This is a genomic window from Microbacterium sp. NPDC060132 (assembly GCF_042729675.1).
Classification (GTDB): domain Bacteria; phylum Actinomycetota; class Actinomycetes; order Actinomycetales; family Microbacteriaceae; genus Microbacterium; species Microbacterium sufflavum.
Map to the genome: position 1 here is coordinate 2,065,755 of NZ_JBHWXU010000001.1, position 12,601 is coordinate 2,078,355.

General features: G+C 71.5%; 8 protein-coding genes. 6 read left to right on the plus strand and 2 right to left on the minus strand.

What is annotated here, in order from left to right; all coding sequences use genetic code 11:
* The first annotated feature begins 9 nt into the window (after positions 1 to 9).
* On the plus strand, positions 10 to 1,026 hold the full coding sequence (locus tag ACFWCH_RS10135) for an ABC transporter ATP-binding protein (RefSeq protein ID WP_136033545.1): 1,017 nt from the start codon (positions 10 to 12) through the stop codon (positions 1,024 to 1,026).
* On the plus strand, positions 1,023 to 2,042 hold the full coding sequence (locus ACFWCH_RS10140; protein ID WP_378803471.1) for an ABC transporter permease: 1,020 nt from the start codon (positions 1,023 to 1,025) through the stop codon (positions 2,040 to 2,042). Before ACFWCH_RS10135 ends, ACFWCH_RS10140 begins: the two co-directional genes overlap by 4 nt.
* Before the next feature lie 12 nt (positions 2,043 to 2,054).
* Here ACFWCH_RS10140 and ACFWCH_RS10145 read toward each other — a convergent pair whose 3' ends face one another.
* On the minus strand, positions 2,055 to 2,786 hold the full coding sequence (locus ACFWCH_RS10145; protein WP_136033541.1) for a hypothetical protein: 732 nt from the start codon (positions 2,784 to 2,786) through the stop codon (positions 2,055 to 2,057).
* A 580-nt stretch (positions 2,787 to 3,366) separates the two neighbouring features.
* Between ACFWCH_RS10145 and ACFWCH_RS10150 the strand changes: the two genes are divergently transcribed.
* The 4 genes from ACFWCH_RS10150 to ligD all read left to right on the plus strand — a co-directional run bounded on the left by ACFWCH_RS10150 (position 3,367) and on the right by ligD (position 11,508).
* Positions 3,367 to 6,480: a lamin tail domain-containing protein gene (locus ACFWCH_RS10150; protein ID WP_378803472.1), complete on the plus strand. Its 3,114-nt coding sequence runs from the start codon at positions 3,367 to 3,369 to the stop codon at positions 6,478 to 6,480.
* A gap of 101 nt (positions 6,481 to 6,581) precedes the next feature.
* Positions 6,582 to 9,050 carry an ATP-dependent helicase gene (locus ACFWCH_RS10155; protein ID WP_136033538.1) on the plus strand — a complete coding sequence of 823 codons (2,469 nt, stop codon included), beginning with the start codon at positions 6,582 to 6,584 and terminating at the stop codon, positions 9,048 to 9,050.
* Between the two features lie 45 nt (positions 9,051 to 9,095).
* A complete protein-coding gene (locus tag ACFWCH_RS10160; protein WP_378803473.1) occupies positions 9,096 to 10,373 on the plus strand; it encodes an SseB family protein in 1,278 nt (425 codons plus the stop codon).
* A gap of 64 nt (positions 10,374 to 10,437) precedes the next feature.
* Complete coding sequence (ligD, locus tag ACFWCH_RS10165) at positions 10,438 to 11,508, plus strand: non-homologous end-joining DNA ligase (RefSeq protein ID WP_378803474.1); 1,071 nt, start codon at positions 10,438 to 10,440, stop codon at positions 11,506 to 11,508.
* Positions 11,509 to 11,514: 6 nt separating this feature from the next.
* Here the strand turns inward: ligD and ACFWCH_RS10170 are convergent, their stop codons facing one another.
* Complete coding sequence (locus tag ACFWCH_RS10170; protein ID WP_378803475.1) at positions 11,515 to 12,558, minus strand: ATP-dependent DNA ligase; 1,044 nt, start codon at positions 12,556 to 12,558, stop codon at positions 11,515 to 11,517.
* Between the last annotated feature and the right edge of the window lie 43 nt (positions 12,559 to 12,601).

A 12,601-nucleotide genomic window follows, 5' to 3' on the forward strand; every position in this document is an offset into this window, starting at 1 on the left:
ACTGACCGCATGACCGGAATATTGGTGCAGGACGTCAGCAGGGCCTTCGGGACGGTGCAGGCCGTACGCTCGGCCACCCTCCGCGCGGAACCGGGCAAGGTGACCGGACTGGTCGGGCCCAACGGTGCGGGCAAGACCACGCTGCTGCTCATGCTCGCGTCGCTCCTGGCACCCGACACCGGCACGATCCGCATCGGCGGCGTCGACCCGGCCGAAGATCCGCTCGCGGCCCGGCGACTGCTCGGCTGGATGCCCGACGCCCTCGGCGCCTGGCCCTCGCTCACCGCCCGCGAGACCATCGTCACGACCGCCCGGCTCTACGGCATCACCGCCGCGGATGCCGCCGTCCGCGCCCAGCAGCTGCTCGCCCTCGTCGGCCTGGGCGAGCTCGCCGACTCGCCGGCCAAGGTGCTGTCGCGCGGACAGAAGCAGAAGCTCGGCCTCGCCCGCGCCCTCGTGCACGACCCCCAGGTGCTGCTCCTCGACGAGCCGGCCTCCGGGCTCGACCCCGAAGCGCGCGTGCAGCTGCGGGTGCTGCTGCGCCGGTTCGCGGCCGAGGGTCGCACGATCCTCATCTCCAGCCACATCCTGTCGGAGCTCGAAGAGGTCGTCGACGACGCCGTGTTCCTCGTCGCCGGATCGGTGGTCGACGCCGCCCCCGCGCAGAGCAGCGTGCGCGCGTGGCGCATCCGCCTGGCGGGCGTCACCCCGGAGCGTCTGAGCGCCGACACCTGGCAGGTGGCATCGCAGCTCGGCCTCGCGCCCGAGTCGCTCGCCGTCGACCGCGGCGCCGTGCTCGTGGGGTTCGCCGGGGAGGACGCGGCCGCCCAGTCGCTGCGGCGGCTCGTGGAGGCGGGACTGCCCGTGGCGGAGTTCGCACCGGCGCAGAGCGACCTCGAGCACACGTTCCTGCACCTGCAGCACCCCGCGCCCGCACAGCCGGCGACCGCGCCGACCCCGCCACCGCCCGCCCCGCCCGCGGCCACATCGCCCGCGACCACCGAAGGAACGGAGGCCGGCGCATGAGTCTCGCGAACATCGGCATCATCGCCCGGCTCGAACTCACGCAGCGGCTGCGGAGCGTCGGCTGGTACGTGCTCCTCGGCGTCTTCGCCCTCGTGCTGCTGGGCATCACCGGGCTCGCGTTCGCCGTGTACTCCTGGGGCGACGCGGTCGGCGCCGGGGTGTACTCCATCGTCGTCAACATCGTGCTGCTGCTCGTGGTGCTCGTCTCGCCGACGCTCAGCGGCAACGCGATCAACGGCGACCGCGATGCCGCCACCCTCGGTGCGATCCAGGTCACCGCCGCGTCGACCGGCGACATCATGCTGGGCAAGCTCCTCGCCGCCATCGCGACCGGCGGGGCGTTCCTGCTCGTCGCCGTGCCGTTCCTGGCGCTGTCGTTGCTCGGTGGCGGCGCCGATCCGCTCGTGCTCCTGGTGTCGCTGCTCGTGCTCGCGGCCGAGATCGTGGTGGTGGCCGCGATCGGGGTCGGGCTCAGCGGGCTCATCGCGCGCCCCCTGTTCTCCGTCGCGGCCACCTACCTCGTCGTCTCGGGGCTCGTGGTCGGCACGCTGATCGTCTTCGCGCTGGGCGGCATGGCCATCCGCAGCGAGGCCACCAGCTACAGCCGTCCGTACGACGCGAACGGCAACGTCGAGTGCGACCGGTGGGAGGTGTCGACGACCTACGAGGCGCCGCGCTTCGACCTGGTGTGGTGGGCGCTCGCCGCGAACCCGTTCGTGGTGCTCGCGGATGCCACGCCCACCGAGTTCTCCTCGGACGGGTACCCCGTCGACCTGTTCGGCCAGATCAAGTACGGCCTGCGCAGCGCCCAGCAGTCACCGCTGGAGCAGCGGTGGGACGAGTGCGACAGGGACGGGAACTACCGCACGCCGCAGGAGGTCATCGAGTCGTCGGTGCCCAGCTGGTTCGTGGGGCTCGGGGTGCAGGTCGTGATCGCCGGATCGCTGTTCGCCGGGGCCTGGGCGCGCACCCGCACGCCCGCGCGACGCCTTCCGCCCGGCACGCGGATCGCCTGACGGTACGGGAGGTCACGCCCTGTGCTCGGATTCTCTGACCCAGCTCGAGTACTCGACGAGTGCTCTGACGTCCGACGCCGCCAACACGCGAAGGTCGTCGTCGGGGAACAGGGTCTGAACGGTGAGCACAGGATGGCCCTCCGCATCGAGACGACTTCCCACGGCTTCGAGGTTGAGCGGATCGGCGCGGACGATTCGAGCGTGTGCATCGCGCACCTGCGCGAGCGTGTGGGCGGAGGCTACGACGCGGAGATCGTCGCCGAAGAACGGGCGTAGTCGATCCCGCACCGTGTCGACGTCGTACGCCACCACGTAGTGAAGGTAGTGGCGTGACCCGTGACGCTCCTGGCACAACGGAACCCACTCGGCCGCGAGGGGCGGATCGTCGGAGAACAGCAGGTTCGCTACGTCCTCGGTGAACGGCGCGTCGAACGGCGCGGGAACATGCTCCTCGATTCCGCGGAATCTCGCCGGCGGTTCGCGCGTCAACGCTGGACGCGCCGAGATCACCCGGAGCGCACGCTCCGTCACCGTTGCCTGGATCTGCACGAGGCCGCCGTCCTGAGCGGCCAGAAGTTCGGCGCTCGGATCGGTGAGACGCAGTCGCGCTCCTGGAAGCGGTGGTTCGGAGGGGCGCTCGATCTCAAGCTGGAAATCGCCCTCTCGTCGAAGAGCGCCCGTGCATGTCACCGTCGAGCCCACGCCGAGGAATGCTGTAAGGGGTTCGATAGGGGGCATCAGCATCCGCAGGGGTCGTAGGGGTTGTCTTCCAGGACCCAGAGCGCGTATTTATAAGGCGGCCATGGGTAACCGGGAGCCTTCGTGTCGCGACGGCACTGGTGATCATAGAGGCCGTACTTGGCCGCGAGGCCAGACGACTTCAGGTGCTTCCAGCGAGCTTCGCAGGTGCTGATCGATTTGAAACCGCTTTGCCATGGACGCCAATGCATCGCCGCGCTAGCCTGCTCTGCTGTCCCGATGGTCAGCATGAAGGCCAACAGGGCCGTCAAAATGGCGGCGGAGAATCGGGATCCCCGCCCGGAATTGACTGTCGTTTGCACGTTGCTACTCCCTCGAAACTGGTGGACCCGGGCATCAGGACCGGTCGGAATCCGGGCCTCGTGCGGGCCACGGTAAGTCGAAGTCGCGGGTACGCGGACGCAGGGGTTTTGGGATATCGGGATGAAACAGCGACGGAGGCCGCGGGATCGCCACCCGCCGTTCACCGTCCGTGCACCGGGCGGACCGACGGCGTCCACCGGGGGTCGGTGGTCTGGGCTCGTACCCGTCTGAGCCCGTCCGGGCGATCCCTCCAGGAGACTCCATGCCCCGCTTGCAGTCCGCAGCGGCGGTCGCGGCGGTGTGCGCACTGAGCGCCGCCGCCCTGCTCGCCGCCCCCGCCGCGGTCGCCGCCACCGGCGTCCGTCCGACCGAAGAGACCGCGTCGGTCGCCGACCCGTCGGGGCTCGTACTGAACGAGATCGTCTACGACGACGCGCCCACCGGGCTCGCCGACCAGGTCGAGCTGTACAACGCGGGCGACACCCCCGTGGACCTCGCGGGCTGGACCATCGCAGACGAGAAGCGCGACAGCGTCGGTCGAGCACCGGAGGGCACGGTGCTGGCGCCCGGCGAGTTCCTCGTGCTCGTGAAGGACGTGGACTTCCCGTTCGGGCTCGGCAAGGGCGACGAGGTCGTGCTCGTCGACCCCAGCGGCGTCGAGGTCGACTCCTACGCGTACGACAACACGGCCCCGCTGTCGGTATGGGCGCGTTGCCCCGACGGCACGGGGGCCTGGGCGCCGGCGACCGCGGTGACGCCGGGAGCGCCCAACGACTGCAGCGTCGCGCCCGTCGACGGCTCGATCCGCATCAACGAGGTTGACTCGCAGCCCGCCGACTGGGTGGAGTTCCACAACCCGGGCGCCGAGGCGCTCGACCTCTCCGGATACGAGGTCCGCGACAACTCCGACGACCACCGCTGGACGTTCCTGCCGGGCACGCAGATCGCGGCGGGGCAGTTCCTCGTGGTGGAGGAGGGCACGATCGGCCTGGTCGATGGCGTCGAGACCGCGTTCCGCGACCCGATCGGCATCGGCAGCGCCGACCGCATCCGTCTCTTCGACGCGTCGGGAGCGATGATCGACGACACGCTGCCCTGGCAGGGTCATGCCGCGATCGACGGGGACGCCGCCGCGGCCACTCTGGCCCGCTGCCCCGACGGGGTCGGCGCGTTCGTGCTCGCCTACGCGACCCCGGGAGCGGCGAACTCCTGCGTCCTGCCGTCGGTCGCGATCAACGAGATCGAGTCGAACGGCGACGCCACCGACTGGGTCGAGGTCATCAACACCGGCAGCACGCCGGTCGACCTGTCGGGGTGGACCGTGATGGACAACGACCCGGTCGGGCACGCCGCCGAGACCACGCCGCTTCCCGCCGGCACCGTGCTGGCGCCCGGCGGTTACCTGGTGTTCGACCAGCCCGAGGATTTCGTCTTCGGGCTCGGCAACGGCGACACCGTGACGATCCGCGACGCGAACGGCACCGCGGTCGATCAGCACGTGTACCCCGCACACGCCGAGGGTGTGTGGGCGCGCTGCGCCGACGGCTCGGGCGAGTTCATCGATGCACCAGCCGCCACCAAGGGAGCGCGCAACGCCTGCGGCAACCCGGTGCGCATCAACGAGGTGGAGTCCGACGGCGGCTCGCCCGACGACTGGGTCGAGCTCGTGAACCCGACGACGGCGGCCCTCGACGTGTCGGGCATCGTCGTGAAGGACGACGACGACGCGCACGCCTACGCGATCCCCGCCGGCACCTCGATCGCCGCGGGCGGCTACCTCGTGATCGAGCGCGCGCAGCTCGGGTTCGGCCTCGGCGGAGGCGACGCGGTGCGGGTGTTCGACGGCGATCTGCTCGTCGACGAGACCAGCTGGGGTGAGGGGCACGCGGCCGTCACCTGGGGCCGCTGCCCCGATCTGACGGGCGCCTTCGCGGTCACTGCGGAGTCGACCAAGGGTGCAGCAAACGTGTGCGCCGGCGAGGTGCCGGTGGGCGCGTGGCCCGGCTCCGCGGAGGTGCGCGTGGTCGACGAGACCCCGACGTTCCTGGAGGACAGCTCCGGCCTCGACGTGCAGGAGACGGCCGACGGTGCGGTGCTGTGGGTCGTGGACAACGGCGAGGGGCGCATCTGGAAGCTCGACGCGCACGCCGACGGCTCGGTCGAGAAGGCCGACGGCTGGGACGAGGGCAAGCGCGTCCGCTTCCAGAAGGATGCGCAGGACCCCGGCGCCGCCGGCCCCGACACCGAGGGCATCACGGTCGACGGCGACGGCTTCGTCTACGTCGCCTCCGAGCGCGACAACAGCGCGAAGGGCGTGAACCGGAACGTCGTGCTGAAGGTCGACCCCGAGGCGAACGCCGGAGACCTGGTCGCCCTGCAGGAGTGGGATCTGACGGCACTGCTTCCCGCGGTCGGCGCGAACCTCGGCGTGGAGGCCGTGCAGTGGGTGCCGGACGCGGCGCTCGCCGGGAAGCTCTTCGACGACACCACGGGCGCCGCCTACGACCCCGCCGACCACGCCGGTCACGGCAGCGGCCTGTTCCTGGTCGCGGTGGAGGACAACGGGCACGTCTACGCCTTCGCGCTCGCCGCGGACGGCACCGCGACCCTGGTGTCGGAGCTCGCGCCGGGTCTCGCCGGCGTCATGGCCCTCGACTGGGACACGGTGCGGAACACGCTGTGGGCGGTCTGCGACGACGGCTGCCAGGGTCGTTCTGCCGAGATCACCCTCAACGGCACCGCACAGCCGGGCATCGCCCACTATGCGCGACCGGCGGGCATGCCCGACATCAACAACGAGGGCTTCGCGACCGCGCCGGCCTCGCTGTCTGTCGACGGACAGCGCCCGGTGTGGTGGTTCGCCGACGGCTTCGCCGCGCAGGCGCTGCGCACCGGCACGCTGCCAGGCGGCGTGGACGGCGAGAACCCGGGCGGCGAGAACCCGGGCACCGGCACTCCGCCGCTGCCGGGGACCGACCTCGTCGACGGCAACCGTCACGGCGTGACGGTCGACCCGGCGGTCGCGAGCCGGGGTCAGCGGGTCACGGTCACGGTCGGCTCCGCCGCCGCCGGCTCCGCCGCCGAGGTGTGGCTGTACTCCGACCCGGTGCGCCTCGCCACGGGGACCCTCTCGGCGACGGGCGCCCTCACGGTCACGGTCCCGGCGGACGCGGCCCTCGGCGCCCACCGCATCGCGGTCTATGCGGCGGACGGAGCCCTGCTGGGCTGGGCTGACCTGCGCATCGCGGAGGGCACGGGCGCCGCGGGCGGCCTCGCTGCCACGGGCGCAGAGCTTCCGGTCGCGGCGGCGGTGCTGGCGCTCGTGCTGCTCACGTCCGGTGCGGTGGCGGTCGGACGCCGCCGTCGCGCGCACTGATCGGGCGGAGGGGCGCGCGGGCGAGGCTCGCGCGCCCCTCTCGGCGTGCGCACGACTCCCGGGACCGCGATGTCGGTGCCGCCGCCTAGACTCGTAAGGTCATGACCGAAGCCCCTCTCATCGTCCCCGGATCCGTCGGCCCCCAGTCCTCCGGCGCCCCCGCACAGGACGACCTCCTCGCCGGCCTGAACCCGCAGCAGCTCGAGGCCGTCACCTACCGCGGCCCCGCACTCCTGATCGTCGCGGGGGCGGGGTCGGGCAAGACCAGCGTGCTCACGCGCCGCATCGCCTCGCTGCTCCGCAACCGCGAGGCATGGCCGAGCCAGATCCTCGCCATCACCTTCACGAACAAGGCCGCCGGCGAGATGCGCGAGCGTGTCGAGGGCATCATCGGCGACGCCGCGCGGGGCATGTGGATCTCCACCTTCCACTCGGCCTGCGTGCGCATCCTCCGCCGCGAGGCGCAGCAGTTCGGCTTCACGAAGAACTTCACGATCTACGACTCCGGCGACTCGCGCGCGCTCATCAAGCGCCTGGTGAAGGAGCACGAGGCCGACGCGTACGGCCTCACCCCCGCCTCGGTGCAGGGGCGCATCTCCAAGCTCAAGAACGAGCTGTCCGACGCCGAGTCCTACGCGCGCCAGGCGAACATGACCGATCCGGCGGAGCGCGTGTTCGTCGAGGTGTTCGCCGACTACCAGCGGCAGCTGCAGCGCGCGAACGCGTTCGACTTCGACGACCTGATCGGGCAGACCGTGTACCTGTTCCGGGCGTTCCCGCAGGTCGCGGACACGTATCGGCGGCGGTTCCGGCACATCCTGGTCGACGAGTACCAGGACACCAACCACGCCCAGTACGCGCTCATCCACGAGCTCACGCGTCCGGTGTCGGGTGTGGGATCGGCGCCCGATCCGTATGCCTCGAACGGCATGATGATCTTCGAGCCCGACCCCGAGCCCTCCGCGGGCGCGGGCGAACCGGGAGCATCGCTCACGGTGGTCGGCGACTCCGACCAGTCGATCTACGCGTTCCGCGGTGCCGACATCCGCAACATCAGCGAGTTCGAGCGCGACTTCCCCGGCGCGAAGGTCGTGCTGCTGGAGCAGAACTACCGCTCTACGCAGAACATCCTCTCCGCGGCGAACGCCGTGATCGGCAACAACTTCGACCGCAAGGACAAGAAGCTCTGGAGCGACCGGGGCGACGGCGACAAGATCATCGGGTTCACCGGCTACTCGCAGCACGACGAGGCGCAGTTCGTCGCCGACGAGGTCGAGGCGCTGCACCGCGCCGGCATGCCATACTCCGAGATGGCCGTGTTCTATCGCACGAACTCGCAGTCGCGCGCGCTGGAGGAGATCTTCATCCGCTCGGCCGTGCCCTACAAGATCATGGGCGGCACCAAGTTCTACGAGCGCGCCGAGATCAAGGACGCGCTGGCCTACCTGGTCGCCGTCGCGAACCCGGCCGATGAGATGGCGGTGCGCCGCATCCTCAACAAGCCGCGGCGCGGCATCGGCGATGTGACCGAGACCGCGATCGCCCGGTTCGCCGACGAGCACGGCATCACGTTCCGGGAGGCGCTGTCGATGCCCGGTCAGCTCGGTGTCGGGCCCAAGATCCAGGCCGCGATCGCGCAGCTCGACGCCGTGCTCGCGGAGGCGACCGCGATCATGCTGCCCGCCACGGGCGAGGTGCCGCCGCCCACGTCGGTCGCCGACGGTCTGAGCCTGCTGCTGTCCAAGAGCGGCTACCTCGACGCGCTGCGCGCCAGCCGCGACCCGCAGGACGAGGCGCGCGTGGAGAACCTCGACGAGTTCGTCGCCGTGACCCGCGACTTCGCGCGCAACAACCCCGAGGGCACGATCACCGACTTCCTCACCGAGGTCGCCCTGGTGTCCGACGCCGACGACCTCGACGACGAGTCGGGGTCGGTGTCGCTCATGACGATGCACACCGCCAAGGGCCTGGAGTACGACGCGGTGTTCGTGACGGGTGTGGAGGAAGACCTCATCCCGCACCGCATCTCGGCGGGGGAGCCCGGGGGGCCGCAGGAGGAGCGTCGACTGTTCTACGTCGGCATCACCCGCGCCCGCAAGCGCCTGCACCTGTCGCTCGCGATGACGCGGGCTCAGTTCGGCGAGGTGTCGGTGGCGATGCCGAGCCGGTTCCTGCAGGAGATCCCCGCGGCGCTGATCGATTGGCGGCAGTCGCCCGGCGACGTGAACTCGCGCGGCGGCATGCAGTCGAGGGCCCTCAACGCGCGGCGCTCGGGCGGCTTCGGCGGTTCGGGCTCCGGCGACCGGTTCGGCGTCAAGCCGCTGCCGCGGGAGTCGCTCAAGCCCCTGTCGACCGCGATGGACAAGATCCCCAACCGGGTGACCGCCAAGATGCGCGACAACGGCGACCTGGAGCTCGCGGCGGGCGACCGCATCCGGCACGTCGACTTCGGCGAGGGCCGCGTGGACGCGGTCACGGGCGAGGGGGCGAAGCGGATCGCCCACGTGCGGTTCGACACGGCGGGGCAGAAGAAGCTGCTCATCAAGGTCGCGCCGATCGAGAAGCTGTAGCGCCGCGCGCGGGGCCGGAACACGCAGACGGTTAGGCTGGCTCATATGGCCCTCTTCTCCCGCCGCAAGAAGTCCGGCGACGACGCTGTCGCTTCCCCCGAGGTCGAGTCCACCCCGGTCGAGTCTCCTGAGACGACCGCACTCGAGACGACCGCACTCGAGACGACCGCGCCCGAGGGAACCGCGTCCGAGGCGAGCGCGCCCGAGGGAACCGCCTCCGCGACCGGAGCGCCGGCGACCGAGGGTACGGATCCTGCGCCCGAGGCCGCCGCGACGCCGACCGTGGGCATCTCCGTGCAGGCGTTCCGCGGCGTCGGCGCCGAGGCCGGCCCCGAGGTCGCGCCCCCCGCTGCCGAGCCGGACCCCAGCGCCCCCACCGTCACCTCTCCCGCCACCGCCCCCGCCTCCACCGCCCCCGCTTCCGCACCCTCCGCGACCGCCCCCGCCGCGCGCCCGACCGGGCAGCCCGCGACGCCGCAGGAGCGGAAGCTGCCGCTGGCCCCGGCCCTCCCGCCGGAGCAGACGGAGAGCGTCCCCGGCATGAAGGACAACGTCCTGCTGCGCGAGGCCCTGGCCCAGATCGAGGCCGGAGCGTCGAACGAGCAACTGCTCGGGGTGCTGCGGCAGGCGCTGCAGAGTCACCTGTTCATCCGCGTGAACGGCGACGCCAGGGAGCAGATCAGCGAGGGCAAGCCGCTCGCGGTCGCGGTCGTGCGCGACGGCGATCGTCAGTTCATGCTCGCGTTCAGCTCGGCGGCCGCGGTGCGCGACTCCGTGCAGCTCGAGGGTGACCCCTCCGCGACGTCGGCGGTCGCGCAGCCGTCCACCTCGGTCATGCAGCACGTGGTCGCGGGGGAGTTCGCCGGACTCATCATTGACAACGCCTCGGCGCCGCACCGCGTGGTGTTCCCCACGGAGCTGCTGGAGAAGACGCTGGAGCAGGCCGACACCGAGATGACGGTCAAGTCCCTGATCGCCGGTCCGCGCGCGCAGGACACCCCCGCGAAGGTGGGGGAGGCCCTCGCGACGACGCGCATGTGGGTGGCCGTGAACGACGGATCCGGAACCGGTCAGGTCGGCATCGCCGAGGCCCAGACCGCCGACGGCCGCCGGTTCCTGCAGCTCTTCTCGCACCCGCTGGAGGTCATCGCCCTGGGGCGTGGCGACCGGCCGCTGCCGTTCGAGCCGGAGCAGCTGGCGAAGGTGCTCACGAGTCACGCCGAGATGGCGGGCGTGATCGTGGACTCCGCCGGTCCGTCGATCGTGGTGGAGCGCGACGCCCTCGCACCGGTCCTCGTCCGCGCCGTGCAGATCGACGACTGAGCCGAGCGTGTTCCCCCGGCCGCCGGGGGTTCCGCCCGTCGGAGGTGCGCCCTAGGGTCGGATCATGGCCTCCGAACGCGTGACCCTGACCGTCTCCGACCCCGACGGGGAGCGCGAGGTCTCCCTCTCCAGCCCGAACCGGGTGGTGTGGCCCGACCTCGGCATCACCAAGGCCGAGCTGGCGGAGTACGTGCAGCAGGTCGCGCAGCCGTTCCTGTCGGCCAACGGCCATCGCCCCGTGTCCCTCGAACGGTTCCGCGACGGCGTCGGCGCGAGCGGGGAGCCGAGGGCGGAGGGCTTCTTCTCGAAGAACCCGCCCAAGGGCACCCCCGACTTCGTCGATGCCGTGACCGTGACGTACAACAGCGGCCGCCGACACCCGCAGATCGTGCTCACCCGGCCCAGCGCGATCGTGTGGGCGGTGCAGATGAACACGATCGTGTTCCACCCGTGGGCGTCGCTGGCGGAGAACTCCGACAACCCGGTGGAGCTGCGCATCGACCTCGACCCCCAGCCCGGCACCGGCTTCGCCGAGGCCGTGCCCGCGGCCCACGCGCTGCGGGAGGTGCTGCACGAGGCCGGTCTGGAGGCGTTCGCGAAGACGAGCGGCAACCGCGGCCTGCACGTGTTCGCGCCGATCGAGCCGACGCACGAGTTCCTCGACGTGCGGCACGCGGTGATCGCGGCAGGGCGCGAGCTGGAACGACGCATGCCCGACCGGGTCACGACGAACTGGTGGAAGGAGGAGCGCGGCGAGCGGCTGTTCGTGGACTTCAACCAGGCCAACCGTGACCGCACCATGGCCGGCGCCTACAGCCCCCGTGCGCTCCCGGGAGCGACCGTCTCGACGCCGGTGCACTGGGACGAGCTCGACGACGTCGATCCGCGCTCGTTCACGGTGCGCAGCATCCCGCAGCGACTCGACGACATCGGCGACCCGTGGGCCGACATGCAGGCGACGCCGGGACGCATCGACACCCTCCTGGAGTGGTGGGAGCGAGACCTGGCGGCGGGGCTGGGCGAGCTGCCGTTCCCGCCCGAGTTCCCCAAGATGCCCGGCGAGCCGCCGCGCGTGCAGCCCAGCAAGAAGAACGCCGCGAACTGGGACGAGAACGGCAACCCCGTCGAGGACTGACCCGGCTCAGCTGAGCACGTCGGCGAGGTCGTAACCCGCGACCGTGTCGAGCTGGTCGTACGTGCAGGAGCGCGCGTCCCGGTCGGGTCGCCACCGCTCGAACTGCACCGTGTGGCGGAAGCGCGCACCCTCCAGCTGGTCGTACCGCACCTCCAGCACGCGCTCGGGGCGGAGGCGCACGAACGACACGTCCTTCGACCCGCTGAACCGCGAACGCTCACCCTCGCCCGTCACGGCCGCTCCGGAGGCGTCGCGCTCCACGAGCGGCGCGAGCTCCTCCACCAGCTGCTGGCGCCGCGCGTCGCTCCAGGCCGCGACACCGCCGACCTGGCGCAGTGTCCCGTCGGCGTCGTACAGCCCGACCAGCAGCGAGCCCACCCCGGAGCCGGACTTGTGGATGCGGTAGCCGAGCGCGACCACGTCGGCGGTGCGGGCATGCTTGATCTTGAGCAGGGTCCGCTTGCCCGGCGCGTAGGGCTGGTCGAGCGGCTTCGCCACGACGCCGTCGAGCCCGGCACCCTCGAACTCCTCGAGCCAGCGGACGGCGGCGTCGCGGTCGCGCGTGGTGCGGGTGAGGTGCAGGGGATGCTCGACCGCCTCCATCACGCTCTCCAGCCGGGCGCGCCTCGTCTCGAAGCTCTGCGTCTGCAGGTCGTCTTCGCCGTACGCGAGCAGGTCGAAGGCCACGAACATGGCAGGGATCTCCGCGGCGAGCTTCGCGACGCGCGAGGCGGCCGGGTGGATGCGCTGGCTGAGGGCTTCCCAGTCCAGCCGCTGCGCTCCCTGCGGCCCGGTCGCCACCACGATCTCCCCGTCGAGCAGGCACGGGCCGGGGAGCAGCTCCGGGATCACGTCGACGAGCTCGGGGAAGTAGCGCGTGAGGGGCTTCGCGCCGCGGGATCCGATCTCGACGGTCTCGCCGTCCCAGGCGATCAGCCCGCGGAAGCCGTCCCACTTCGGCTCGAAGAGCAGTCCGCCGGGATGCTTCACGGGGTCGGGCACCGTGGCGGTCGCCTTGGCGAGCATGGGGGCGGGGATCTCGTAGCGCATGCACCCATCCTGGACCGCGGGCATCGCGGGGAGGAAGGGGTTG